Here is a 24,422-nt window from a genome sequence, read left to right as displayed (position 1 = left end):
GGTGTGGTGCGGGCCCGGGCGGCGAACCGCCCGGGCCCCAAGTGACCTGGTCAGTTACAGGTCGTGATGCTCAGGCTGCTGTCGCCGCAGAGCAGCAGGCTGGCCCGGCTTCCGCCGCCCGTCATGCCGACCTCCGCGGTCTCTTCCTTCGGGGTCTCCATCGACTGCAGGTCAAGAAGCGTCATGTCAGATTCCTCTTCATCGGTCGAGTGGTGCGATGGGTCACGGCCCCGGACGGGGCCGGCTCTGGGGCCGCCGCGCGCTCGCGCAGCGGCGGGAGGAACGGCAGGTGTGCGCGCCCGCCGGGCGCGGCGCTGCCGAGGGCGAGGAGTGCGCCGGCCGTGCCCGTGGTGAGATCCATGGACAGGCGCATCATCTGCTCGCCGGGGAAGGCCAGGTGGCCCTGGTACGGGACCGCGTGCCGGGCCAGCGCGTCGATCTGGCGGGCGACGGCCGCGGTGTCGGTACCGGGGCCCGGGGTGGTGGTCCGGGCCAGGTGGAGGATCATTCCGGCGGCGCCGCGCATCAGCCCGGGCTGGGCGTAGAAGGTCGCCTGGGCCGCCCGTACGATCTCCGGCCGGGCCTGTTCGAAACGCTCGTCCGGGCCGTGTTCCAGCCAGTCGTCGAGCACCATGCCGATGCCGACGCTGCCTTCGCCGAGGTACGGCATCGTGCGCCAGCCCTCGTTCACCTGGAGGGTGCCGAAGGCACTGGTGACGCAGCGGTCCAGGTCGCGGTGGAGCGCCTGGGAGGCCTGGAGCAGCAGGTCCTTGTCACCGGTGCGTTCGTACAGCCGTACGAGGAGCAGGGCGGGGCCGGAGTTGCCGTACAGCAGGCCCGCGCGGGCGGGTCGGTGCTCGGGCCGGGCGATCAGTTCGGCGCAGTGCAGGGCCGCGGCGTGCAGTTCGCCCTCGCCCGAGGCGGCGCCGAGCGCGTCCAGGGCCAGGCCGATGCCGGCGAGTCCGCCGTACAGGTCGGGTCCCGCACTCTGCCAGGGCTGGTGCAGCAGTTGGTCGACGAGGTCGAGGGCGCGGCCCGCGTGTCCGAGCCGGTGCAGCGTCCAGGCCGTGCCGGCGAGACCGTCGTAGAAGCCGAGCGGAGTGCCGGACGTGGTCTTCGCGGTCCGGTCGAGCAGCCACTCCTCGGCCTCGGGCCAGGCCTCGGCCCCGGTCTCGGCGAGGGCGTACAGCACCCCCGCGATGCCGACGCCGAAGCCGAAGCCTCCGCCGGCGGTCGCGAACTGGGCGATGTCACCGGGGACGAGACGGTCCTCTCGGTCCGGGGTGGCGCTCGCGCGCAGCGCCGCGGCCATCGACGTGCGGGCGGCGGGCCATTGCCCCGGCCCGACGGTCAGGTACGGGCCGGACGGCGCGGGACGGCGCCCGCCGTTCGGGGCTCCGACCGGGACTCCGACCGGGGCTCCGGTCAGGGCTTCGTTCGGGGCTTCGTTCGGGGCTCCGGTCAGGATTTCTTCGACGGCCTCGTCCAGGAACTGCCGCGGTACGGGGAACTGTTCGGCGATGACGGTGGCCAGGTGGGTGGCCTTGGCCCGGTCCAGCACGAGCAGGCTGGTCAGCGGGAGGAACAGGGCGAGCCGCAGGCAGGCGAGGGCGTAGCGGTCGACGGAGAATCCGCGCCGTTCGGCCGGGGCGACGAAGGCGGGGTTCGCCACGGTCTGCCGCAGGCCCTCGTCGACGTGCGCGGCGGCTTCGAAGTCCAGGAGCGAGACGGTGGGTTCCCCGGCCTCGTCCTCCGCGACCATGATGTTGAAGAGGTGGAGGTCGTTGAAGACCACCCCGCGGGCGTGCACGGCGTCGACGGCCTCCGTCACGCGCCGGTGGATGGCGAGGGCCCACTCGGTGTACGCGGCGAGCTCGGCGGCGTCGGGATCGGCTTCGATCAGCGGGTGGCGGCGGGCGAAGTAGGTGTTGAGCGGTTGGCCCGCGAGATGCTCCAGGACCAGGAAATGATGGTCGCCGAGCGTGAAGGTGCCGCGGACCGCGGGGACGCAGTCGAGGCCCGCCAGCCTGTCCAGCGCGGCCCGTTCGCGGTGCAGCCGGGCCACGGCGTCGGCCCCGTCGGCGGCGAGGCCCGCGTGCGGCCGGGCCTCCTTGAGGACGACGGACTCGCCGGTGCGGGTGTCCTTGCCGACGTAGACTCCGCCGCCGTTGGAGAAGTGCAGCGCCCGCTCCACCGTGAACGGGATCCCGGTCAGGGTGACCGCGGAGCGCGCTGCGAGGTGGGGCTTGAGGAAATCGGGCAGTTCGAGCCACTCGGGCGGCTGGAAGACGGGCCCCCTGAGGTCCGGCACGAGCTGCCCGTCGGGGGTCTCGATCGCCGGGACCAGCTCGCCGTGCTCGTCGTAGCAGTGCCGCAGGGTGAAGCTGCCGTAGCGGAGGTGGACCGGTCCGGCGCCCCACCGCAGGTCGCTCAGGATGTACGGGCCGGCCGCACCGTCGAGGGCGGCGTCGAGGTCCTGGGCGATCCGGCGGCACTGCTCCTCGTCGGCCGGGTACACGGTGATGAACTTTCCGCTGGCCGCACGATCGGCGTACTTGGCATTGCGCAGGTGCAACAGGTACTGGCTGGGGACGAACTTGAAGGCGATGCGCCGGGCGGTGCAGTACTCGTACACCGTCGTCAGCAGCGATTCGGCGTTGCCGAGCGTGGCCGAGACGTGGATCTTCCAGCCCTGGGCGGGGAGTTCCGCGTCCACGGGGCGCAGCGCCAGCCAGTCGCCGCTCCGGTGCGAGCGCCATCCGGCCGGGACTGGGGCGAGGGCGGCCCGGTAGCTCTCGCCGGCGCGCCGGTACGGCGCGTCGTAGAACCAGCGGTCTGCGTCGCAGAAGGCGGCGTACCCCTTGTTCACACCTGCTCCCTCGGTCGGTTGCTGACCCGACCGTGTCACGTCCGGCGATGGCGCCGACAGTCACCGCTGTCACCGCCGGATGTGCAGTACTCACGAGTCACATGCCGCGGGTCTCCTCGCGCCCCCGTGGGCGCGATCTTCCCCGCGGGCGCATGCGACGGGCCCCGTAGGGCACCTGCGGGGCATGACCGGCATCCCCCGCAGCGCAGCATTCAGTGGACAACGTCCCACCCTCGCCCTCGTGATGCGCACCCGCGGCGAGCTGCGGCGTACCGCCGTCCGCGTCTGGACCGACAACGTCGCCGATCACGCGGCCGCCCTCACCTACTACGCCGTACTGGCGCTCCTGCCCGCGCTCGTCATCGCGGTGTCCCTGGTGGGGTTCGTGGGCGGGGCGACGAGGGAGCGGTTGATCACCGACCTCACCTCGTACGCACCGCCCCAGTCCGCACAGGTGCTGCGCGACGCGCTCGGCGGCCTCGCCGCCGGGCACGCTTCGATCTGGGCCCTGATGATCAGCGGCGGAGTGAGCGCCCTGTGGTCGGCGTGCAGTTACCTCGCGGTGTTCCGCCGCGCCCTGCACGCGATGCACCAGGTGCCGGACACCCGGCCCCCGCTCCGAGCCGCCCACACGCTGATCACCAATGCCGTGCTGCTGCTCGTCCTGCTCGTGGTCGGCGCCGCGGGGCTGGTGGTGTCCGGGCCGCTGGCCCGCTGGCTCGCGCACACCACGGGCGGGGCGAGCGCCGAGGGGATCGCGCTCCTGCGCTGGCCCGTGCTCCTGTCCGTCGTCACCCTGCTGGTACTGATGCTCTTCCGGACCGGACCGGCCCAGAGCCGGGGCACCCGCCGGGGCCTGCCCGGCGGCGTACTGGCCGCCCTGCTCTGGCTGGCCGCCTCGGCGCTCTTCACGCTGTACACGGAGCTGGACACGTACGGCCGGGTCTACGGGTCGCTGGCCGGCATCGTGGTCTTCGTCATCTGGCTCTGGTTCGCGAACCTGGCCCTGCTCACGGGAGCACAGTTCAACGCCGAGCGCGCACGGGAGGACCATGCCCCAGGGCCATCGGAAACCCCCCGGGCCGTCGGATAGGGTCCGCAGCGCCAACGGTCCGATCGAGAAGTCACGGCCCGGGGGCGACCCCGAACCGAGGCGCGTGGAGAGTCGGGTTCGCTAAGCGGCCGGAACGCCGAGGGGAAGGTAGGCGGTGATCGTCTTTCCGTCGCGGCCGGACCGGATCTGCGTACGGTCCGCGAGCTTGTTGACCAGGAGCCAGCCGAACCCGCCCGGCACCGAAGCCGCTGTCCCCGGCGAACGGGGCAGGACCGGTGACGCGTCCGAAACCTCGACCGCAACGGCGTCCGGGAGGCGCAGGACGCGGAAGCCGGTGACGCCGCCCGCGTGACGGATCGCGTTGGTCACCAGCTCGGCCACCACCGTGAGCACGTCGTCCAGGACCCGCTCCGCCACACCCTGGGCGGAAAGAACCTCCCGGGCGACCTTCCGGGCATCCGCAGGTCTGAGGCCCGTCACGGGACCCGATGGTCCTGACATCACAGCTCCTCTCTCCCCCCTTCCGTCTTCCCCGGCAGCGCCCCGAATCCCACCGCGGCCGCCGGTTCGCGCCTCAGCTGCGGGGACGCGTCGCGGTATCGAGGTAGAAGGCGTCGATGCTCTGGACCGCCTTCTCGAACTCATCCAGGTTGACCGGCTTGGTGACATACGCGTTGGCGTGCCCGCTGTAGGCGCCGACGACGTCGTCGGGTGCGGAGGAGGTGGTGAGGACGACCACGGGGATGGTCTGGAACGCCTCGTCGTTCTTCAGGATGCGGAGCAGGTCCCGGCCGTTCATGCGGGGCATGTTGAGGTCGAGGACGATGAGATCGGGGCGGACGCTGCCGGGGGCACGCAGGTGTTCCAGGGCGGCGACGCCGTCGGTGACCTGGACCAGGTTGCGGGCTCCCCGCTCGGAAAGGGCTTCCTCGATGAGTAGGGCGTCGGCCATGTCGTCCTCGACCAGGAGGACGTCGAAGGGCCGGGCGGGGGTGGTCATCATCGGATGCTCCATGGGTGCTTCGTCGGTGTGGTGGAAGAGTCCCGGCCAGCGGCGCCGTGCACCCTGCCGGGTCAGGCCGCATGCGGAGCCCAATTGCGGGTATCCGGCTCCCGCGCGGGCCGCCGCGCCGGCCGTCTCCTGTTGGAGTCGTTCCGTTGCCTTCTGCAGGTGCTCCAGCAGGTGCAGAAGGGCCAGCGCCCGCGCCGGCCCTTGCCGCGACGGCTCTTGCGGTACCGGACTGTCCGGGGTTTGGAGCAGTTGGAGGGCAAGACGTCTGGCAAGGTCGCCGACTGCCGCGTCCACGACGGCGGCGGTCTCCTGCGGGTCAGTCCGCAAAACGAAATTCTTGCCAGGCATACCGGGCACCTTAGGCCCAAGATCTACCCGCGACAACATGAGTTGTCGCCCTCCCTCTAGAGTGTGCGGGCCGCGCTCCTTCTTGGGCGGCTTTTCGTGGAGGGATTTACAGCATGAGCGGCGATCCAGAACTTCCGCGCGCGCGGAAGTTCGCCACGTGGACGACCCGGCGCTGGCTGCGCGCGGGAGTGGCGGCCGCCTCGTCGGTACTCGTCCTGCTCGGGGTGACCGGAGCGTGGGTGCTCGGACGTACGGCCTCGCTGACCGAGGATCTCGTGGACACCCGCTCCCCCGCGCTGACGATCTCGTTCCGGCTTGAATCCGCCCTGCTCAACCAGGAGACCGGAGTCCGCGGCTACGGCCTCACCGGCGCCCCCGACTTCCTCGATCCGTACCGCGAGGGGATCGCCGAGGAGCAGGAGTACTCCGCGCGGCTGCGGGAGCTGCTGCGCGGAGACCGCGCAGGCCTCGACGACCTGGATGCGGTCCAGAGCGCGGTGAGGACGTGGCAGGAGCGGATCGCCCGGCCGATCGCCGCCTCACCGGCCGGCTCGGCTTCCCCGCTGATCGCGGAACGCGCCGCGGAGGGCAAGACGACCTTCGACGCGGTGCGCGCGACGATGGCCGCCCAGCAGGAGCGACTGCGGGCCTCGCGGGAGCGGGCGAGGGACGACCTGATGGCCACGATGGCCCTACGGAACTGGCTTTTCTTCACGATCGCCGGAGTGATCGCCCTTCTGGCGATCCTGGTCTTCGAGGGGCTGCGCAGGGGCATCACGACACCGCTGGGACAGCTCGGGTCGGACGCGCGGGCCATCGCCGGCGGTGATTTCGACCATCCCATCGCCTCGATGGGCCCCGCCGACCTGCGGCGCCTCAGTGCGGAGATCGACTTCATGCGCCGGCGTCTCGTCCGGGAACTCGCCTTCACCGAGGAATCCCGTCAGCGTCTCGACGCCCAGGCCGCCGACCTCCAGCGGTCCAACGCCGAGCTGGAACAGTTCGCCTACGTCGCCTCCCACGACCTGCAGGAACCTCTCCGAAAGGTCTCCAGTTTCACCCAGCTCCTCCAACGACGCTACGGCGGGCAGCTCGACGCCAAAGCCGACCAGTACATCGAGTACGCCGTCGACGGTGCCAACCGCATGCAGACCCTGATCAACGACCTCCTCGACTTCTCCCGCGTCGGCCGGGTCCATCACGACCACCAGGACGTGGACCTGAACAAGGTGCTCGCGCGGACACGGTCGTCGCTGGAGGTGAGCATCGAGGAGTCCGGTGCCACGATCACCTCGGACCCCCTGCCGACGATCGCCGCCGACCCCACCCAGATGGGCATGCTCTGGCAGAACCTGATCGGCAACGCCGTCAAGTTCCGCCGCCCCGGGCATGCCCCCGAGATCCGCGTCACCGCCGCCCGGGAGGACGATCTGTGGCGGTTCACCGTGACCGACAACGGGATCGGCATCGCCCCCGAGTACGCCGAGAAGGTCTTCGTGATCTTCCAGCGGCTCCACACCAAGGACGTCTACAGCGGCAGCGGCATCGGCCTGGCCATGTGCAAGAAGATCGTCGAGTTCCAGGGCGGCACCATCGCCGTGGACCCCGAGCACCGCGACGGCACCCGCGTCACCTTCACCCTCGCCCCCCAACCCCCGCAGAACCCCGGCCCGTCCAGCATGCCGGAGGCCACTCGCGCCGGCACGGAGCCGCAGCCATGACCGAACCACTTGCCGACTCCGTCGCGACCACCTACCGCATCCTCCTCGTCGAGGACGACGCGGGTGACGCCCTCATCGTCGAGGAGCTCCTGGAGGACACCGGGCTCCGGTTCGAGCTGATCACGCGAACGACTTTGGACGAAGCCCGCACCGAACTGACCCGCGGACCCGTCGACTGCATCCTCCTCGACCTGCACCTGCCGGACACGTCCGGGACCAAAGCGGTCACCACCGTGCGGGACCTGGCCCCGCATACAGCGGTCATCGTCCTGACCGGACTGTCCGAAGCACAGGCGGGCACGGACGCCATGGCCGCCGGAGCCCAGGACTACCTCGTGAAGGGCAAGGTCGACGCGGACCTGCTGCACCGCACCGTCCGCTACGCCGTCTACCGCAGCGAAACCGAACGCGTCAGCGCCGAAGCCCAGGCCGTTCGCCTCCGCGCGGAGGAGAACGCCCGCCTCGAACGCGGCCTGCTGCCACAGCCGCTTCTGGGCACGTCCGCCATAGCCGTCACCACCCGCTATCTGCCCGGCGCCAAAAGCGCCCTCCTCGGAGGCGATTTCCTCGACGTGGTGGAGGAAGACGACGGGCTGCTGCACGCTGTGGTCGGCGACGTCAGCGGACACGGCCCCGACGCGGCGGCCCTCGGCGTGTGCCTGCGCATCGCCTGGCGCTCCCTCGTCCTCGGCGGCCACCGCGGCCCCGAACTCCTCCACCTCATGGAGCGGCTCCTCGTCGCCGAACGCGGCAACCTCCCGCTGTTCGCGACCTGCGCCCTCCTCACCCTCGACCAGAGCACCCGCACCGCCACCCTCCACCTCGCCGGCCACCACGAGCCCCTCCTCACCACCAGCCAGGGAACCCGCGAACTCCGCGCCACCCACGGCATCGCCCTGGGCGTCGCTCCGCAACTCGGCAACTGGCAGCCCACCGTCATCCCGCTCCCGCACTCCGGCGCACTCACCCTCTACACCGATGGGCTCACCGAGGGACACAACGGCGCCGCTCCCGGCAGACTCGAAGTCGACGGACTGCTCACCCTCATCGACAGCCTGCCCCCGGCCGATCCCGCCACTTTCCTCGACCGCCTCATCAAGGAGGCCCAGACCCTCAACGCGGGCCGGCACACCGATGACCTCGCCGTCCTGCGCCTCGACTGGGACGGTCCGTAGCGCCGTGACCACCGGATCCGCGGAACCGGCGGCATCCATGAGAGAGATCGTTTCACGCGCGACAGCGGCTGGATCCCGACCGTGATCCGCGAGGACGGCTGCTCGCCGCGCCCAACGGAACACGAGCTCAGGTGGACCACGCGGACCGCCGCCGCGCCGAGCGCGGAGCGGTACTCGCTCCGCTCGACGCCGCGGTTCTGAGGTACACGGGCCAGTATCCGCACGGCTCGGCGCGACGGGCATCGGATGGAGACGGCGGTCCAGGAGCCCGCGCACACGCCGCCGGCCGCTCCGGCGAGGGATCCGCGGCTACGGCGCCTCGGGGATGAGCCCGAATTCGGTCAGCAGTTCGCCGATCTCCGTCTCCTGCAGTTTGCCCAGCAGTCGCTTGCGCAGGATTTCGGGGCCGGGCAGGCCGATCGCCTTCCCGTCGCGCAAGTGACCCGCCGCGTCCAGCAGGGCGCGGATGTCGTAGGTGGAGTTGACCACCTCGGGTACGCCGCGTTCGATGCCGAGCAGCCGGTAGGCGGCTTCCATTCCGGTCCGCACGGAGTACTCGGTGGTGAAGATCGTGTCCCGCGTCGTCTCGGCGAACTGGCCGATGAACCCGAAGTTGACCGCGCCCTCGGGAACCACGTCGGGGCGGTCGCCGGCCCGGCGGGGCAGGAAGAAGGAGGTGACGTACGGCATCATCACCGGGACGCACAGGGCGCCGGAGGCCGCGAGCTCCGCGATGTCCTCGACGGGAGCGCCGAGGTGGTAGAGCCACTCCTGGGTGATCTCCTCGCCCGTGCAGTCCTGCATCGGCTTGGCCACGTAGTCGCCGGGACGGTCGGTGAACAGGCCGTACAGCCAAACCACGATCTGGTCCGCGGGCTGCTGTGTGAAGTGGGGCTGCCGGTTGACCGTCCAGCTCATGAGCCAGCCGGAGTCCCGGGCCGTGACGATTCCGCCGGTGACGACCTTGCCGCTGAAGGGATCCCGCTTGGCGATCTTCTCGATCAGCTTCGGGATGCGCGCGTCGAGGGTGGTGACGGTGGCCGACTCCCACTTGCTCTCGGGAATGTTGCCGCAGAACACCTCCGGCCGGCCGAACGCCTCGTCGTGGCGGGCGATCTTCCGCCACAGGTCCCACGCGGGCGCCGGGCCTTCGTCGAGGCGGGCCGCGGTGTGGTGGTCGCCGTTGTCGGAGTTCTCGGTGAGGGAGCCGATCGTCGTGAAGAGCAGGTCGTCCGCGCCGAGGTCCGTACCGCCCGGCTCACCGCCGCTGAGCCACTCGATGCGGGTCGCCTGCTTGCGGCCGGGGGTGATCTCGAAGCCGATGTCGGTGACCTCGGTGTCGAAGCGGAAGGTGACTCCCTGCCCGATCAGCCACCGGGTCAGGGGCAGCACGAGCGACTCGTACTGGTTGTACTTGGTGAACTTCAGCGCCGACAGGTCCGGCAGTCCGCCCACGTGGTGGATGAAACGGTGCAGGTAGAGCTTCATCTCCAGCGCGCTGTGCCATTCCTCGAAGGCGAACATGGTGCGCCAGTACAGCCAGAAGTTGCTGTCGAGGAAGGAGCGTCCGAAGACCTCGCTGATGCGCTTGCCCTCCATCTCCTCGCGGGTCGCGAGGAAGACCTTGACGATGTCCTTCTGCGCGCGGTCGTCGAGGGTGAACAGCCCGTCGGTTCCCGCGTCCTGGCCCTGCCGCTCGGTGACGCGCTGGAGGGAGGAGTTCGGGTCGTCCTTGTTCAGCCAGTAGAACTCGTCGAGGACCGACGCACCCTCGATCTCCAGGGAGGGGACCGACCGGAAGAGGTCCCACAGGCACTCCATCCGGTTCTCCAGCTCACGGCCGCCGCGGATGACGAAGCCCTTCTTCGGCTCCTTGATCCCGTCGAGCGCGCCCCCCGGCAGCTTCAGCCGTTCCAGGACGGTGATGCGGCCCCCGGACAATAGACGCAAAGCAAACGGAAATGCGATGCGCAATACGACTGTGCGAATCAGTTGGAATGTACAGCCGCTTGCTCAGCGGCGGCCGGGGCGACACGGCCCCGGCCTCGGCCGCGCCCCCGGTTCCTCACTTACGCGGCCCAGGGCGGCCCCGCGCGGTCCAGGCGTCAGCCGCCCAGAGCTGCCAGTACCACGGACCTGGCTTCCTCCTGGACCCGGCCAAGATGGTCCTGCCCGAGGAAGGACTCCCCGTAGATCTTGTACACGTCCTCGGTGCCCGAAGGTCTGGCCGCGAACCAGGCGTTGGCGGTGGTGACCTTGATGCCGCCGAGGGCGGCGCCGTTGCCGGGCGCCTCGGTGAGGACCGAGGTGACCGGGTCTCCCGCGAGGGTGTCGGCGGTGATCTGGTGCGGGGACAGCTTGGCGAGCAGCGCCTTCTCCTCTCGGGAGGCCGGGGCGTCGACACGCGCGTAGGCCGGGGCGCCGAAGCGGTCGGTGAGCCGGACATAGTGCTGCGAGGGGGTCTTGCCCGTCACCGCCGTGATCTCCGAGGCGAGCAGGGCCAGGACGATGCCGTCCTTGTCGGTCGTCCACACCGAGCCGTCGCGGCGCAGGAAGGACGCCCCCGCGGACTCCTCGCCGCCGAAGCCGAGCGTCCCGTCGGACAGACCCTCCACGAACCACTTGAATCCGACGGGGACTTCGACCAACGGTCGGCCCACGTCCTTCGCGACCCGGTCGATCATGCTCGACGACACGAGGGTCTTGCCGATCCCGGCGCCCGCGGGCCACTGCTCCCGGTGCGGGAACAGGTACGAAATGGCCACGGCCAGATAGTGGTTGGGGTTCATCAGGCCCGCGTCCGGCGTGACGATGCCGTGCCGGTCCGCGTCGGCGTCGTTCCCGGTGGCGATGTCGTAGCGGTCGCGCTGCTCGATGAGCGAGGCCATGGCGTGGGGCGAGGAGCAGTCCATGCGGATCTTGCCGTCCCAGTCGAGCGTCATGAAGCGCCAGGTGGGATCGGTCAGCGGGTTGACCACCGTCAGGTCGAGCGCGTGCTGTTCGGCGATGCGGCCCCAGTAGGCGACCGAGGCTCCGCCCAGCGGATCGGCGCCGATGCGCACGCCGGCGGCCCGGATCGCCTCCAGGTTCAGCACGTTCGGCAGGTCGGCGACGTAGGTGCCGAGGAAGTCGTACCGGCCGGTGCCGGGTGCGGTCAGCGCGCGGCCGTACGGGATGCGCCGTACGGCCTTCAGCCCGTCGGCGATGATCTCGTTGGCCCGGTCCTGGATCCAGGAGGTCGCCTCGGAGCCGGCCGGGCCGCCGCTCGGCGGGTTGTACTTGAAGCCGCCGTCGGCGGGCGGGTTGTGCGAGGGGGTGACCACCACGCCGTCGGCGAGGCCGGAGGTGCGGTTCCGGTTGTGGGTGAGGATGGCGAGCGACACCGCCGGGGTGGGCGTGTAGCCATCGGCCTGGTCGATGAGGACGGTCACGTCGTTGGCCGCGAACACCTCCAGCGCCGTGACGCGGGCGGGCTCGGACAGGGCGTGGGTGTCGGCGCCGAGGAAAAGGGGGCCGTCGGTGCCCCGCGCGGCGCGGTACTCGCAGATGGCCTGGCTGGTGGCGGCGATGTGGTCCTCGTTGAACGCCGCCGCGAGGGAGGAGCCGCGGTGTCCCGAGGTGCCGAACGCCACCCGTTGCCCCGGCTCGGCCGGGTCGGGGTGCAGTGCGTAGTACGCCGTGACCAGGCGGGCCACGTCAACGAGGTCCTCCGGCCCGGCGATCTGCCCCGCTCGCACATCGTGCATCTTCCCGCTCCTCCGCAAGGTCGACCGTTGTGAACGGCCCCATTCTGCCCAGCCGGGCCCGCCCGGGCCGTCTCTTTCGGGTCTTGCCGGGCCCCGCGTCGGCGGGAGCGGCGACGGCCCGTGCGGTTGGGGCGTGCCCGGCCGGGCCCCACGGCGGCGACAACCCCGCCGTCTGTTGCTCCGATGCTGCGGGAGCGTGAACTACGTGAACAAGCCGTGGCCGGCGGCCACGGAAAGATCCGGATCGCACGGGCACCGGCTAGCGTCCCTGACAGAGCCGTTCCGAGGAGCAACCTCCCCCCGGAACCAAGGGCCCGGAACCGCACCATCGGCTCCGCACCATCGGCTCCGCACCATCGGCTTCCGCCGCGTCGGCCGGCACCACCGCGTCGGGCCGGCGCCGCAGCGTCTCGCACGGCCATGGTGACCGCCGGCCCCTCGCAGCACACCTCGTTGTCCGCAGCGCTTCCCGGCTGCTCCCTCCCCCTCCAGTTCCGAGGACCCCTGATGCCGTTCTCCCTGCCCTCGGGCGGGCGCCTCGCCGTGCTCGCCCTCTCCCTCGCCGTGGCCCTCAGCGCCGCGGGCCTCGGCGGAGCGCCCGCCTCCGCCGCCGACCCGGCTTTCCCGTACGGCCCGCAGCCGCCGCAGAACCCGGTCACCGCGGCCAACGGCGCCGCGACCATGCACGGCGACAGTGCCTCCAGTGGCACCACGCCCTACCCGGGGCCCGGAACGGCCGGCATCAACTACAGCCGCACGGCGCTGGCTTCGGCCTGCCCCACCGTGGTCGTGGGCAGTGACGGCTACGTGCTCGCCCTGTGCACCAGCATTTTCGGCCAGACCCCGACCGTCCACCTCCTCGACCCCGCCACCGGCGCCGACCTCGCTTCGCTCGCCCTGCCCAAGGGCAGTCTCTTCGGCGGCGTCTACGCCTACCTCGACAACGGCGACCGTGTGGTCGTCGTCGACGGAAACAACAACCTCGTCCGCATCGGCCACCACCGCGCCGGATCCGGATGGACGCTCCGGATCGACCAGTCCACCCCCCTCGGCAACGCCGTCCCCGCCGGGGACAACATCGTCGGCCTGACCCCCGCCTGGGACGGCAAGGTCTGGTTCGCCACCAGCGGCGGCGTCATCGGTACCGCCGACACGGGCACCGGGGCGGTGCGCAGCATCAGCACCGGCGAGGGCGTCCAGAACAGCATCTCCACCGTCCCCGGCCGCACGGCCGTCGCCACCGACCACGCCCTCTACCTCCTGTCGGCCGCCCCCGACGGCACCCCCGTCGTGGACTGGCGGGCGCCGTACGACCGGGGACCGGCCCGCAAGCCCGGCCAGCTCAGCTGGGGCACCGGTACCACGCCGAGCTTCTTCGGACCGGGCGACGGCACCGAGTACGTCACCATCGTCGACAACGCCGCCCCGCACCCGAACCTGCTCGTCTACCGGGCGGCAGGCGGACCCGACCCGGTCTGCCGGATCCCCGTACTCACCCAGCACGCCCGCAGCGGCACCGAGGACGCCGTCATCGCCTCCGGCCGCAGCGTCTTCGTCACCAACACCTACGGCTACCCCTACCCGGCCCTGCCCGAGGGCGCTCCGGCGAGCAGCCCCGCGTCCGCGGACTTCGACGGCGGTCTCAGCCGGGTCGACGTCAACGCCCAGGGGACCGGCTGCGACGTGGTGTGGAACAGCCCGGTGAAGTCCGCCGCGCTCCCCCGGCTCTCCCTGGCCGACGGGAAGATCTACACCATCTCCGTGAGCGGCCCGACCGGCAGTGCCGGGCTGAACACCTTCGCCCAGTACCACCACTCCGTCATCGACCCGGCCACCGGCGCCCAGCTCACCAGCTCCTACCTGGGCATCGGACTGGTCTACAACCCGCTCCAGATGCGCGGGACGGCCGCCCCGGACGGCACCCTCTACCAGGGCACCACCACCGGAGTGGTCCGGATCTCCAAGCGCTGACCAGGACGCCCCGCGCATGCCGATGCTCAACGGCACGGACTCCCAGCCCCAGACCTCGGCCCCCGAGGTCTGGGGCCGAGGAGTAGGCCGCGGCACCTGCGGACGCGAGCCCGGACGCTCCGTCAGTGGGCGGTGGAGCAGACCTCCGTGCTCCGCCGAGCCGACCGGGCAGCGCCTTCCTCACGGGTCGTGACGGACGCAGACGGCGTGAACACCGGCGCAAGCCGCGGCGGTTGATGTTCCTCACCGCCGCCATGGCCTCGGCGGCGGTGATCGCCGCCGGCATCGCCTACTCCGGACTGGGCGATGATGCCCGGGCCGTGTCCGTACGAGCCGGTACGGAGGCCGCCGCACCGGCCGCCGCGCCCGCCCGGGACCAGGAGCCCGAACCCCTCGCGGCCGCGCCCGCCAACGAGACCGCGCGCGGCATGGTCTACGACGGTCTCGCCCCCGCCCCGAAGGGCGATCGGTGTGCCGGCGTCTACCGGACCCGCGCGGGTCTGTGTACCCACGGCCCGGACGCCCCGCCCAAGGGCGTCGACATCACGAAGGACATCGCGCCCGCGGTCAAGGCCTCGGCACCGGCGGCCGACCCGGCTCGCCCCGCCGCCGACGACCCGGCCGGCGGCGCGGGCGGCGGGCGTCCTCAGGACGCGCCCGCGGCCGACGCCGACCGCGCGGCCGACAAGTCCGCGGCGCCCGCACCCTCCGCCAGCGGCCAGTCCGTCGCCGCGGTGGCCGCCGGCCCCGCGGGCCAGACCGTCCAGTGCGACGGAGACGGCAGCACGGGCAACCGCGTCCAGGTCGTGTACGTCCACGGCCCCGGCCGTGACCGCTACTCCCAGTACGTGGCCTCGTTCCGCAAATGGGCGGCCGACGCCGACCTCATCTACTCCGCCAGCGCCCAGGAGACCGGAGGCGTCCGGCACCCGGTCCAGGGGCTGTCCGGGGACGGCCGGAGTCACCGGGCTGACCGACATCACGGGCGGGAATCGTACGGTCGGCGTCCCGGCCGCGTAGTGGCAGGGGGGGAGGCCACTACGCGGCTCGGGCCGCTCGGGAGCCCTGCGCGCTCACCGCCGCGGACTCCCCTGTCCACGCTTGTGGCCCGTTTTCCGGGGCCCAAACCGAATGCCGGGTCTTGATTCCAGTTGGCACCGCCGCACCTCCGGCGGTTGCGAGGCCTGCTCGGGAGTGATTCCCGTCGCACAGCCCGGGTGGCCGCCCGTGCGGACCGTGTCCGCGCGGACCGCGTTCGCGGCATCGGGACGGCGGGCGCGTGATCAAGGCGTGGCGGGGTAGTCGCCGGACGTGATCACGGTAGGCGTCGAAGAAGAGTACGTGCTGGTGGACCCGGTGACCGGGCTGCCGGTGTCCCGGGTGGAGGATGTCCGCCGCACAGCGGGCCTCGGGCCGCTCACCGAACGGGGAGAGGTCCAGGACGAGCTGCTCCAGGCCCAGATCGAGGTGGCCACTCCCGTCTGTTCGAGCCTGGACGAGGTGGGCGGACACCTGCTGCGCTTGCGCCATGCGGTGGCCTCCGCCGCGGAAGCGAACGGCTGCCGGATCGCCGCCACGGGTACGGCACCCTTCCGGGGGGCCCTGCCCGTGCCCGTGACCCCCACCCCGCGCTACCTGCGGATGGAGGGGGAAGCACGGCAGCTGGTCGACGAGCACCTGATCTCCGGGATGCACGTCCACGTGGCCGTCCCCGACCCCGAAACGGGCGTCGCTGTGCTGAACCGGATACGTGGCTGGCTGCCCGCGCTGCTCGCCATGTCCGGTAACTCACCCCTGTGGGAAGGGCGGGACACCGGATTCGCCAGCTGGCGAACCATCATCTTCGGACGCTGGCCGGTGAGCGGCCCGCCGCCGGTCTTCGGCGGCTTCACCGACTACGAACGGCGTCTGGACGCCCTGGTGGAGTCGGGGATGATCGCCGACCGCGGTCAGGTGTACTGGCAGGCCCGCCTCTCCGACCGCTATCCCACCATCGAGGTGCGCTGCCTGGACGTCCAGCTCCGGCCCGAGGACGCCGTCATGCTCGCCGGCATCGTACGGGCGCTGGTCGCCACGTCGATCGCGGAGGAGAAGGCGGGCGCACCCCTGGCCATGAGCGACCAGGAGCTCCTGCAGGCCGGAAACTGGCACGCGGCCCGGCACGGACTGAACCGCACCCTGCTGGATCCGTACGGCCACCCGCACTCCAGCGGCGACGTGCTCTGCTCCCTCCTGCAGCACATCACCCCGGCCCTGGAGGAAGCCGGTGACCTCCGGGAGGTCAGCGCCCTCATCCACCGGCTCCTGCGGGAAGGCACCCCCGCAGACCGCCAACGCCGCGCCTGGGCCGAAGGGGGACTGCCCGGACTGCTCGCCCTGATCACCGGTGCGGCATCCGTGGCCTGACTCCCCACCGGCACCGGCACCCGTGCCGGTGCCGGTGCCGGTGCCGGCCACGTTCCGCTTCTACCGGGCCAGGAACTCGTCGAGGAGTCTGTCGAGGTCCAGGAACTCTTCCCCCGCGCCGATGACCGTGTAGGTCTGCTCCAGGAAGACCGCGAGCGGGTCGGCATCCACGAAGAGGACGGCTTCCTCTTCCCGCTCACCCCCCTGGCCGCGCAGGTCGATCCGAAGTTCACCGATGCCGGCCCGCGCGTGGGGACGGAAGGCGACGTCGCCCTCACCCACCGGGCGGTGGAGCCCCTCGGCGAGCATCTGCCGGTCGAAGCGCCAACGTGCCAGGAGGCAGGGGCCGTCGAAGAACGCCGCCTGCACCGCGAACGGGTCACGGTCGTTGTACGAGAAACGGACGAGGAGGAGCACACCGCCCGTCGACGCATCAAGACGCACAGGGACCGGAGCGGACTCGCAGAACATCGACAGGCCTCCTGGGTGGGCTGGTGCACGGCTCCCTTCGTCTGCCCTGCCTCGCCGCCTGCCACACTGCCCCACAGAAATCCGCGCGCAGGGGGCCGCATCTCCCCTATGCGGTGGTGTCGTGGCTGGGCAGAGGCGTGCGCAGGGCGCTGGCTCCCTGCGTCCACGCCGTACGGATGTGGGTCGCGAGGCGGTCTTCCAGGAAGACGGTCGCCGTGCAGCCGAAGGCCACATCGGGTTCCAGCCCCGGCTCGTCGGTCAGCAGTCCTGCGATGACCTCGTGGCGCACGACCTGCTCGTGGACGGCGTCGGCCTCGACGTGCTCGGCGTAGAAGTGCTCGGCGGCCGGGCCGGCCCCGCAGCGCCGCATGGCGTTGGCCAGGCGTCGGGAGCCGGGGGAAGAGGTGACTTCGACGCACGCGAAATGACCGACGAGCGCGCCGCGCAGGGCCCGGTGCAGACCGAAGAGGGACATCAGGTTCACGGTCGCGAGCAGGGGCGCCGGCGCCTGTTCCACGTAGTGGCCGTAGGCGGGTTCGAGGCCGAGGTCGCTCATGAGGTCCGCGAAGAGCCGCGCGTGGATGCGGTCGGCATGCCCGGCTCCGAACTCGTCGTACTCGATGGCCGCCATCGCGGCCTTCGCACGGCCGGTCAGCCTGGGGATCACCCACACGTGCGGGTCGGCCTCTTTGAGGTGGTAGAGGGAGCGCAGGGCCGCGTACTCGCGCAGTTGCCAGAGCTCACCCTCGGTTTCGAGATGGTGGCTGAGGCTGTCGGAGAGGTCCACGGGTTCCACCAGGAGCGGGGCGAAGGCCTCCTCCACCGATCTGGGCCCGTCGGAGAGTTCCGTGCGCAGGGCGTGCAGGAAGCGGTCCTCCAGAGCCCGGCGCAGCCGCAGCAGGTCCGGGTCCCACTCCCGGGCATCGTCCACTCCCTCGAAGCCCCGGTAGTGCGGTTCGTACAGCAGGTAGAGGGCGAGCTGCAGGTCCTCGCCCCACGGATCCGCCTTCAGCACCGTGCCGAGGGCGTACACCGGTGGGGCCCCCGATGTCAGGGCCTCGATCACGGCGTCGGAGAGTTCGCCCCGCCCGTCCGCGAGGTGGGGACCGGGGGCGATGGCCGCGGCACTCGTGCCGGGCGTGATCGTGGGCTTCAGGGTCATCGAGGGCTCCTGACGTCGGGCGTCGCCGGGCGTTCACGGCGACGGTGGCTGGTGTCGCACCAGGGCTGGGTGCGGCTCCGGCGGCAGGTGCACAACGCGACGACGAACCGGTCGGACCGGGCCACCGTCCCGTCTTCGAGGGCGATCTCCACGGGGCCCTCCACCAGTACCGGGCCACCGGGCTCGACCGACACCCGGCGTGCGTCCGCCTCCCCGAGCGCGGCGGGGCGCGGGCAGTCGGGGCGCGGGCAGTCGACGGCGATGTCGTCAGTGGAGTCGGGCACGGATGACCACCAATTCTTCCCATTGCTCCGCCGCGTCCACCAGACCCCTCTGCTCCAGCCAGGCCCGGCGTGAGCGCAGGACGGGCCCCCAGGGCACCGCCGCCTTCGCGGTGATCTCCGCGGTCATCCCCGCGCCGGTCAGCCGGGCGAGGGTCTTTCCCGCCCCGCACAGGCCCGAGTGGACCATGAGCAGGACCCCGCCGGGCCGCAGCAGGGCCGGGGCGCCCGCACAGATGCGGTCGATCACCGCCCGTCCGTCGGTTCCCGCGTCCCAGGCCCGCGCGGGCCCGTGTGTGGGCAGGCGGCTCTCCGGGGCCGGGACGTAAGGGGGGTTCGAGACGACCATGTCGTACCGGTGTCCCGCCGTGCGTGCCTCGAAGTCCCCGTGGAGCACCCTGAGGGGAAGCCGGAGCTTCCGGGCGTTCAGCCGGGCCGTGGCCACCGCCCGCCAGGACACGTCGACCGCCGTGACACGGGCACCCCTCTTCGCGGCGTGCAGGGCCAGTGCGCCCGTACCCGTTCCGATCTCCAGGAGCTCCGTCCGGGGGCCGATGTCCTCGAGCGCGAGGGCATCGGCAAGGAGCCGGGTATCGGCCTGTGGCCGGTAGACGCCTTGCAGGGCCAAGAGGCTGCCGGGCAATGCAGCCGAGGTCAGAGCTGGATTGGACACCGTACCTCCGCTTGAGCCGTGGCCCTCGAAGTGGCCGCCGGAACTTGATCGGGTACTGCGCCTGCCCGGTCCGGAGCACCTCATCCGGACCGGCGCGGATCTTCGGAGGTTCAGACGGAGTCGATCTTCGGAGGTTCACACGGAAAGGGCCCCCCTCCTCGCCGGAGGCTACCGTGGAGAGATCCCCCTGCGAGGTGAGCGCCATGATGCGGCCCGGAGCTGCGACCACGTCAAGTCATGAGGTACTCGGCGCTCCCTGCTGGGTGAGCCTGATGACCCGCGATCTCGATTCCGCCCGGAGGTTCTACGGCTCAGTACTGGGGTGGACCTTCCGCGGCACCCACTTCGGCGAGCGGTTCGCGCTCGCCCACCGTGACGGCGCTCCGGTCGCCGGCTTCGGGATGCTCGCCGACGATCTGACACTGCCCGCCGCTTGGACTCCGTACTTCGCCGCCGACGACGCCGACCTCGCCGCCGCCCGCATCCGCGAGCGCGGTGCGACCGTGGCCGTCGGCCCCCTGGCCTTCGGCGCCGGCCGGGCCGTACTGGCCGCTGACCCCGCCGGGGCGGTGTTCGGGCTCTGGCAGGGCGCCGTCCTGCGGGACTGGCGCGTGGGCCACGGCCCCGCTCCGGCCTGGCTGGAGCTCCGTACGCGTGACGCCTTCGCGGCCGCCATCTTCTACGGGGAGGTCCTGGACTGGGCCGGCGAGGGACCCGGAGCCTGCGCGGCGGCCTACGAACACGACCACGTCGTCCTGCGCCACGGCAACGACACGGTCGCACGGATCAGCGGCGGAGCGGTGGACGAGGACCCCGACCCGCACGTCCGGCCCCGGTGGCACGTCCATTTCCGGGTGCCCGACCTGGAGGCCGCCGTCACGGCCGCGACCAGCGCGGGCGGGCGGCCCGTCTCCCCCGTGGAAACCTCCGCGGCCGACCGGTGGATCACCCTCCGGGATCCCGAGGGGGGCCTGTTCACCATCCTGGCACCGCGGGGGTGAAGGCCTCGTCGCCCGTCCGCCTGGTCTGGTCGGCGGTCCGTTAAACGAAGAAGGTGTTCTCGTCGTTTACGGGGCTGTCGGTTCCGCCTGCCGCGGCTACGGTCGAACCACGCAGACGAGCGAAGCCCGACCGGTCGCACCCGCTGCCGCGGACGGTTCCACGACCGCATCCGAAGGAAGGAGTGGCGTGAACCCGACCGACCCCCCAGGTCCGCAGGACGTCACGGTCCGCACTCGCCCCGATGCCACCGTCATCACGCTCACCGGTGTCATGGACCTCGACCACGTCGACGCCTTCCGCACCGTTCTGTCGGCCGCCTGTACCGGCGTCAACGCCCCCGCGCGCGTCGTCATCGCTCTCGCCGGGCTCACCTTCTGCGACTCCACCGGGCTCAACGCGCTGCTGCAGGCACGATTGATGTGCACGCAGAGCGGGCGCACGCTGACCCTCGCGGGCCCGAGCCCGCAGTTGTCGCGCCTGCTGAGCATCACGGGCGCCGACACCCTCTTCGACATCACCGACTCGGTCGGCGACGGCACGGACCGGTCCGCGACCGCGTGGTGACACCGCCCGTCGGGATCACCTCGTACCGAGGGTGACCGACGGTGCCACCTCGTAGACCTTCCGGTACGCGGCGGCGAAACGGCCCTGGTGGGCGAAGCCCCAGCGGGCGGCCACACCGGACACGGTCGCCCCGGACGCCGGGTCCGCCGCGCCGAGTTCCGCATGCGCGCGGGCCAGCCGGACGCGGCGCAGATGACCGAGCGGCGTGGTGCCGGCGTGGCGGGTGAAGGCGTACTGGACCGCGCGCGGCGTGACGGGAATCGATGCCGCAATGTCGGCGAGGGTGATGTCGCGGTGTGCGTTGGCCTCGATGAACTCGACGGCGCGGCGCAGAGTGCCGCTGCCGGCGTCGCGGCTGTCCCTCGGGTCCCTTCGCTGCGCGTACGTGGTGTTCGGCAGGGTCGCCAGGACCGTCGCCGCCAGGTGCTGGGCAGCCGTGGAGACCACCAGTCGGTTGCCTTCGCCGGACGCGGAGGCCTCGTCCAGAACGTGGTCGCGCAGATAGGCGACGGCCGCGCCCAGCTGCCGGTTCGCGGCCGGTGCGATCGGCCGGGCTCCGGTGATCCGCACCTCTCGGCCCGCCTGCGTCGAGGAGACCCGGTCCAGTAGCCGGGGATCGAACATCGTGATCGTGTACCGGGCCTCGCGGACCCGTCCCGCGTACGGCCGGTCGTGGGGGGCCAGGAGGAAGGTCTCGCCCGGGCCGAACACCTCCTCCCGGCCGCCGGTGGTGTCCACGATCGTCCCGGCGTGCATCGTCACCAGGCAGACCTTGCCGAGGCAGCCCGCGTCGTAGGCCAAGGTGTATCCGAACTCCAGCCGGTCCACGCTCAGCCCGCCCACCGCCCTACGGGAGATCCGCGCCCGCGTCTCCGCGGGGCGGCCGCCGATCCGCATGGGGGTGTAGGCCGAGGACAGGAACTCCTGCGTGGCCTCCAGGTCTCCGCTGTCGAAAAGCAGGCTCTCCACCGACTGCTCCCCCTCCCCGACGACTCGGCGCCCTCCCCCGGGATGTCGCGCCCATGATGACGCCGTCCCCAGACCCGAGGGACAGGGTTTGCGGCCACTCCCGCCATTCTCGCATCGGCCGTCGCCACCGCCCGACCGCCCGTTCAGCCCTGGCGGTGTCGCTGCGCTGCAGCCGCCACCGGGCCCGGATCGTGCCGGGCGGGGCCGTGGGAGTCGACACGCGGGCCAAGGTCCGCGTCGTTGCGGCGATCCCGCGTCAGTTGCGGCACTCTCCCGTCCTCGTCTTCAGTGACCGAGGGCGCGCTTGAGTTCGGCCTTGTCCATCGTGGAGCGGCCCTTGACGTTGCGCTGCTTCGCCTCGTTGTACAGCTGCTCCTTCGTGGGGCCTTGCGCGCCGCTGTGCGAGCGCTGCCCGCCCCGCTTCGAGGAAGACATGTCTTCCGTCGAGGACCGGCTTGCGGTCTTCGACTCGCCGGCGCGCGCCCGCTCCTTGTTGACGGTGCGGGCCGCGATCTCCTTCGCCCGCTTGGTGCTCTCGCCGCGTGCCTCGGCGCTCTCCTTGATGTGCTCGTACTGCCGCTCCCGCTTGGGACTGGAACCGCGAGGCATGGCCACTCCTCGAGTCGTCACGTGCCGGCCCGGTGGCGGATCCCCCGGACCCGCCTTGCGCCTGCCCACACGAACGCGGCTCACACGGGGCACAGGAACGCGAGCTACCGCAGCGGAGGAGTGGGCAGCGGCGCGACGGATGAATCAGGCCGCGACGAGCTCCTGCTCGCGGTCCGGCGTCTTGACCTTGGGCTTCTTGTTCGGCAGCGAGAGCCGGAAGACCTTGTGCCAGGCGGAGAACACCTGCTTGGGCAGCGGGCCGGTGACGTACTCCAGCTCGTACTTTTCGAACAGCGCGCGCACCTTCACCGCGACCTCGGCGTACCGGTTGCTCGGCAGGTCCGGGAACAGGTGGTGCTCGATCTGGTGCGACAGGTTGCCGGTCATGAAGTGCATGGCCTTGCTGCCGCTGATGTTCGCCGAGCCCATCATCTGGCGCAGGTACCACTGGCCGCGCGTCTCGCCCCTGATCGAACGGCGCTCGAAGACCTGTACGCCCTCGGGGAAGTGCCCGCACATGATCACCGAGTGGGTCCAGATGTTGCGGACCAGGTTCGCGGTGAACGTGGCGGCGAGCGTGGGCAGGAACGACGGGCCCGACAGCAGCGGGTGGATCACGTAGTCCTTGAGCACCTGCTTGCGGATCTTGCGCCCCACGGCCTTGGCCCGCGCACGGAACTCCGGGTTCTTGCGGCGGCGCTTGTGCAGGTTCTTGCCGAGCTCCAGGTCGTACGCGGCGATGCCGTACTCGAAGAAGCAGGCGTTGAGGAAGTTCCACAGCGGCTGGCCGAGGTGGAACGGGTGCCACCTCTGGTCCTCGTCGACGCGCATGATGCCGTAGCCGAGGTCGTTGTCCTTGCCGATCACGTTGGTGTACGTGTGGTGCAGCTCGTTGTGCGAGTGCTTCCACTGCTCGGACGGAGACACGTGGTCCCACTCCCAGGTGGTGGAGTGGATCTTCGGGTCCCGCATCCAGTCCCACTGGCCGTGCAAGATGTTGTGGCCGATCTCCATGTTGTCCATGATCTTCGCCACGGACAGCCCGGCGGTGCCGATCAGCCAGGCGGGCGGGAAGATCGAGAACAGCAGCACGCCCCTGCTGACCAGCTCGAGCTTGCGCTGCGCCGAGATGACCTTACGGATGTAGGCGGCGTCCTTCTCTCCGCGGTCGGCGATCACCTCGTCGCGGATCGCGTCCAGCTCGCGGCCGAGCTCCTCGATCTGCTCCGCGGTCAGGTGGGCGGTGGGGTCGATGGCGGTCAAGGTGTTCCTACCGTTCGATGTCGCAGGGGCCCGCGGCGGCGGACACGCAGGTCTGGATGAGGACGCCCGGCTCGGCCTCGGTGATCGCGCCGGTGCGCAGGTCGCGGACGGCGCCCGACTTGAGCGGCGTGACGCAGCCGAAGCAGATGCCCATGCGGCACCCGGAGGGCATGAGCACGCCGGCCTCCTCGCCGATGTCCAGCAACGGCGTGGCGCCGTCCGCGTCGACGGTCTTGCCGGTGGCGCTGAACGTGACCTCGCCGCCGTCGCCGGCGACGACGATGCCGGGGCGGAAGCGTTCGGTGTGCAGGCGCTCTTGGACGCCGTGCTCGGTCCAGTGCTTTTCGGCGGCGTCGAGCAGGCCGGCCGGTCCGCAGGCCCAGGTCTCGCGCTCGGCCCAGTCGGGCACGAGTTCGTCGAGACGGGCGATGTCGAGCATGCCGTCCGTGTCGGTGTGCAGCTCGGTGAGACGCAGCTTCTCGTCCGCGACCAGCTCGTGCAGCTCGCCGCGGAAGATCACGTCTTGCGGCCGTGGCGCGGAGTGGACCATGACGACATCGTCGAACTCGGTGTCGCGCAGCATGCCCATCACGGGCGTGATGCCGCTGCCGGCCGTCAGGTAGAGCACTTTGGCGGGCTTGGCCCGCGGCAGCACGAAATCACCGGTCGACTGGTCGAGCTGGATCAGCGTGCCCGGTTTCGCCTTGCGGACCAGGTGGTTGCTGACCTTGCCGTCCGGGATCGCCTTCACGGTGATCGTGAAGCGGCCGTCCCGGCGGTTCGTCGGCGAGGTGATCGAGTAGGCACGCCACAGGCGCACCCCGTCGACGTCTACCCCGATCCGCACGTACTGACCGGCCGTGTGGCCGCGCCAGCCCCGTCCCGGCCTGATCACGACGGTCGCGGCGTCATCCGTCTCGGGGTGCACGGCCTCGATGCGCCCACGCAGGTCGGCGCCCGCACGCAGCGGGCTGACCAGGTCGAGGTAGTCCGACGGCAGCAGCGGCGTCGTGACCATCTCCAGCAGTTTCCAGGCCCTGCTGCGGAGGGCTGTGCTCGTCATGACCCCAGCTTGCTGCGCCTCAGGGCGTAAAGTCCTGTCCGTAGGACGTGAATCTGATCGGCT

The 24,422-nt window shown here is 71.3% G+C and carries 22 protein-coding genes and 1 pseudogene; 9 read left to right on the top strand and 14 right to left on the bottom strand.

The features are described from left to right. Positions 1-50 precede the first annotated feature (50 nt). Positions 51-185 carry a SapB/AmfS family lanthipeptide gene (locus tag ACIQV3_RS01570; protein ID WP_215025788.1) on the bottom strand — a complete coding sequence of 45 codons (135 nt, stop codon included), beginning with the start codon at positions 183-185 and terminating at the stop codon, positions 51-53. Beyond that, positions 182-2,869 carry a class III lanthionine synthetase LanKC gene (gene lanKC / locus ACIQV3_RS01565; RefSeq protein ID WP_403708607.1) on the bottom strand — a complete coding sequence of 896 codons (2,688 nt, stop codon included), beginning with the start codon at positions 2,867-2,869 and terminating at the stop codon, positions 182-184. Before lanKC ends, ACIQV3_RS01570 begins: the two co-directional genes overlap by 4 nt. A 244-nt stretch (positions 2,870-3,113) precedes the next feature. Here lanKC and ACIQV3_RS01560 point away from each other — a divergent pair, with 244 nt between their 5' ends. Next, positions 3,114-3,962, top strand: coding sequence for a YihY/virulence factor BrkB family protein (locus ACIQV3_RS01560; RefSeq protein WP_403709138.1), 849 nt, complete (start codon positions 3,114-3,116; stop codon positions 3,960-3,962). Positions 3,963-4,043: 81 nt separating this feature from the next. Here the strand turns inward: ACIQV3_RS01560 and ACIQV3_RS01555 are convergent, their stop codons facing one another. Further along, a complete protein-coding gene (locus ACIQV3_RS01555) occupies positions 4,044-4,424 on the bottom strand; it encodes an ATP-binding protein (protein WP_403708605.1) in 381 nt (126 codons plus the stop codon). Positions 4,425-4,497: 73 nt separating this feature from the next. Then, positions 4,498-5,283: a response regulator gene (locus ACIQV3_RS01550; RefSeq protein WP_403708603.1), complete on the bottom strand. Its 786-nt coding sequence runs from the start codon at positions 5,281-5,283 to the stop codon at positions 4,498-4,500. A gap of 113 nt (positions 5,284-5,396) precedes the next feature. On the opposite strand from ACIQV3_RS01550, the gene ACIQV3_RS01545 reads away from it, so the two are divergent. From ACIQV3_RS01545 to ACIQV3_RS01535, 3 genes and pseudogenes are all read left to right on the top strand, one after another. After that, a complete protein-coding gene (locus ACIQV3_RS01545; RefSeq protein ID WP_403708601.1) occupies positions 5,397-7,004 on the top strand; it encodes an ATP-binding protein in 1,608 nt (535 codons plus the stop codon). Next, on the top strand, positions 7,001-8,179 hold the full coding sequence (locus ACIQV3_RS01540; RefSeq protein WP_403708599.1) for a PP2C family protein-serine/threonine phosphatase: 1,179 nt from the start codon (positions 7,001-7,003) through the stop codon (positions 8,177-8,179). Before ACIQV3_RS01545 ends, ACIQV3_RS01540 begins: the two co-directional genes overlap by 4 nt. A gap of 107 nt (positions 8,180-8,286) precedes the next feature. Next, positions 8,287-8,427: pseudogene (locus ACIQV3_RS01535) on the top strand (DUF6357 family protein); the annotation flags it as partial. A gap of 61 nt (positions 8,428-8,488) precedes the next feature. Here ACIQV3_RS01535 and ACIQV3_RS01530 read toward each other — a convergent pair. Both ACIQV3_RS01530 and pgm read right to left on the bottom strand, forming a co-directional pair. Next, complete coding sequence (locus ACIQV3_RS01530; RefSeq protein WP_403708597.1) at positions 8,489-10,129, bottom strand: oleate hydratase; 1,641 nt, start codon at positions 10,127-10,129, stop codon at positions 8,489-8,491. Between the two features lie 155 nt (positions 10,130-10,284). Then, positions 10,285-11,925 carry a phosphoglucomutase (alpha-D-glucose-1,6-bisphosphate-dependent) gene (pgm, locus tag ACIQV3_RS01525; protein WP_403708595.1) on the bottom strand — a complete coding sequence of 547 codons (1,641 nt, stop codon included), beginning with the start codon at positions 11,923-11,925 and terminating at the stop codon, positions 10,285-10,287. Between the two features lie 507 nt (positions 11,926-12,432). Here pgm and ACIQV3_RS01520 point away from each other — a divergent pair. From ACIQV3_RS01520 to ACIQV3_RS01510, 3 genes are all read left to right on the top strand, one after another. Further along, on the top strand, positions 12,433-13,896 hold the full coding sequence (locus tag ACIQV3_RS01520) for a hypothetical protein (protein ID WP_403708593.1): 1,464 nt from the start codon (positions 12,433-12,435) through the stop codon (positions 13,894-13,896). A gap of 236 nt (positions 13,897-14,132) precedes the next feature. Then, positions 14,133-15,041, top strand: a complete 909-nt coding sequence (locus ACIQV3_RS01515; RefSeq protein ID WP_403708591.1) for a hypothetical protein — start codon at positions 14,133-14,135, stop codon at positions 15,039-15,041. Positions 15,042-15,207: 166 nt separating this feature from the next. Next, positions 15,208-16,302 carry a glutamate--cysteine ligase gene (locus ACIQV3_RS01510; protein WP_403708589.1) on the top strand — a complete coding sequence of 365 codons (1,095 nt, stop codon included), beginning with the start codon at positions 15,208-15,210 and terminating at the stop codon, positions 16,300-16,302. A gap of 60 nt (positions 16,303-16,362) precedes the next feature. Here ACIQV3_RS01510 and ACIQV3_RS01505 read toward each other — a convergent pair whose 3' ends face one another. The 4 genes from ACIQV3_RS01505 to ACIQV3_RS01490 all read right to left on the bottom strand — a co-directional run bounded on the left by ACIQV3_RS01505 (position 16,363) and on the right by ACIQV3_RS01490 (position 18,874). After that, positions 16,363-16,773, bottom strand: coding sequence for an SsgA family sporulation/cell division regulator (locus ACIQV3_RS01505; RefSeq protein WP_403708587.1), 411 nt, complete (start codon positions 16,771-16,773; stop codon positions 16,363-16,365). A 106-nt stretch (positions 16,774-16,879) separates the two neighbouring features. Next, on the bottom strand, positions 16,880-17,935 hold the full coding sequence (locus tag ACIQV3_RS01500; RefSeq protein ID WP_403708585.1) for an iron-containing redox enzyme family protein: 1,056 nt from the start codon (positions 17,933-17,935) through the stop codon (positions 16,880-16,882). Beyond that, a complete protein-coding gene (locus ACIQV3_RS01495) occupies positions 17,932-18,198 on the bottom strand; it encodes a CDGSH iron-sulfur domain-containing protein (protein ID WP_403709136.1) in 267 nt (88 codons plus the stop codon). Before ACIQV3_RS01495 ends, ACIQV3_RS01500 begins: the two co-directional genes overlap by 4 nt. Positions 18,199-18,202: 4 nt before the next feature. Continuing rightward, positions 18,203-18,874 (bottom strand): HemK2/MTQ2 family protein methyltransferase, encoded by a 672-nt coding sequence (locus ACIQV3_RS01490; RefSeq protein ID WP_403709134.1) that lies wholly within the window; start codon positions 18,872-18,874, stop codon positions 18,203-18,205. A gap of 287 nt (positions 18,875-19,161) precedes the next feature. Here ACIQV3_RS01490 and ACIQV3_RS01485 point away from each other — a divergent pair, with 287 nt between their 5' ends. Both ACIQV3_RS01485 and ACIQV3_RS01480 read left to right on the top strand, forming a co-directional pair. Beyond that, entirely contained in the window at positions 19,162-19,890 is a 729-nt protein-coding gene (locus ACIQV3_RS01485; RefSeq protein WP_403708583.1) for a VOC family protein, read from the top strand. 187 nt (positions 19,891-20,077) lie between these two features. Then, positions 20,078-20,455: an STAS domain-containing protein gene (locus tag ACIQV3_RS01480; protein WP_403708581.1), complete on the top strand. Its 378-nt coding sequence runs from the start codon at positions 20,078-20,080 to the stop codon at positions 20,453-20,455. A gap of 15 nt (positions 20,456-20,470) precedes the next feature. On the opposite strand, the gene ACIQV3_RS01475 is transcribed toward ACIQV3_RS01480, so the two are convergent. The 4 genes from ACIQV3_RS01475 to ACIQV3_RS01460 form a co-directional block, all read right to left on the bottom strand. After that, entirely contained in the window at positions 20,471-21,424 is a 954-nt protein-coding gene (locus ACIQV3_RS01475; protein WP_403708579.1) for an AraC family transcriptional regulator, read from the bottom strand. Between the two features lie 285 nt (positions 21,425-21,709). Beyond that, positions 21,710-22,033, bottom strand: a complete 324-nt coding sequence (locus ACIQV3_RS01470; protein WP_403708577.1) for a plasmid stabilization protein — start codon at positions 22,031-22,033, stop codon at positions 21,710-21,712. Positions 22,034-22,177: 144 nt separating this feature from the next. Beyond that, positions 22,178-23,296 carry a fatty acid desaturase family protein gene (locus ACIQV3_RS01465; RefSeq protein WP_403708575.1) on the bottom strand — a complete coding sequence of 373 codons (1,119 nt, stop codon included), beginning with the start codon at positions 23,294-23,296 and terminating at the stop codon, positions 22,178-22,180. Positions 23,297-23,303: 7 nt separating this feature from the next. Beyond that, positions 23,304-24,359, bottom strand: coding sequence for a ferredoxin reductase (locus tag ACIQV3_RS01460; protein WP_403708573.1), 1,056 nt, complete (start codon positions 24,357-24,359; stop codon positions 23,304-23,306). Positions 24,360-24,422 lie beyond the last annotated feature (63 nt).

This window comes from Streptomyces sp. NPDC099050, assembly GCF_044759865.1.
Classification (GTDB): domain Bacteria; phylum Actinomycetota; class Actinomycetes; order Streptomycetales; family Streptomycetaceae; genus Streptomyces.
This window is presented reverse-complemented; position numbering and strand designations above follow the sequence as displayed.

What these genes read in the sequence shown, in the direction of transcription:
- ACIQV3_RS01570 (WP_215025788.1), bottom strand. Translation starts at nt 185, where the DNA reads ATGACGCTTCTTGACCTGCAGTCGATGGAGACCCCGAAGGAAGAGACC.
- ACIQV3_RS01560 (WP_403709138.1), top strand. Translation starts at nt 3,114, where the DNA reads ATGCGCACCCGCGGCGAGCTGCGGCGTACCGCCGTCCGCGTCTGGACC.
- ACIQV3_RS01555 (WP_403708605.1), bottom strand. Translation starts at nt 4,424, where the DNA reads ATGTCAGGACCATCGGGTCCCGTGACGGGCCTCAGACCTGCGGATGCC.
- ACIQV3_RS01550 (WP_403708603.1), bottom strand. Translation starts at nt 5,283, where the DNA reads ATGCCTGGCAAGAATTTCGTTTTGCGGACTGACCCGCAGGAGACCGCC.
- ACIQV3_RS01545 (WP_403708601.1), top strand. Translation starts at nt 5,397, where the DNA reads ATGAGCGGCGATCCAGAACTTCCGCGCGCGCGGAAGTTCGCCACGTGG.
- ACIQV3_RS01540 (WP_403708599.1), top strand. Translation starts at nt 7,001, where the DNA reads ATGACCGAACCACTTGCCGACTCCGTCGCGACCACCTACCGCATCCTC.
- pgm (WP_403708595.1), bottom strand. Translation starts at nt 11,925, where the DNA reads ATGCACGATGTGCGAGCGGGGCAGATCGCCGGGCCGGAGGACCTCGTT.
- ACIQV3_RS01520 (WP_403708593.1), top strand. Translation starts at nt 12,433, where the DNA reads ATGCCGTTCTCCCTGCCCTCGGGCGGGCGCCTCGCCGTGCTCGCCCTC.
- ACIQV3_RS01515 (WP_403708591.1), top strand. Translation starts at nt 14,133, where the DNA reads ATGTTCCTCACCGCCGCCATGGCCTCGGCGGCGGTGATCGCCGCCGGC.
- ACIQV3_RS01505 (WP_403708587.1), bottom strand. Translation starts at nt 16,773, where the DNA reads ATGTTCTGCGAGTCCGCTCCGGTCCCTGTGCGTCTTGATGCGTCGACG.
- ACIQV3_RS01500 (WP_403708585.1), bottom strand. Translation starts at nt 17,935, where the DNA reads ATGACCCTGAAGCCCACGATCACGCCCGGCACGAGTGCCGCGGCCATC.
- ACIQV3_RS01485 (WP_403708583.1), top strand. Translation starts at nt 19,162, where the DNA reads ATGACCCGCGATCTCGATTCCGCCCGGAGGTTCTACGGCTCAGTACTG.
- ACIQV3_RS01470 (WP_403708577.1), bottom strand. Translation starts at nt 22,033, where the DNA reads ATGCCTCGCGGTTCCAGTCCCAAGCGGGAGCGGCAGTACGAGCACATC.
- ACIQV3_RS01460 (WP_403708573.1), bottom strand. Translation starts at nt 24,359, where the DNA reads ATGACGAGCACAGCCCTCCGCAGCAGGGCCTGGAAACTGCTGGAGATG.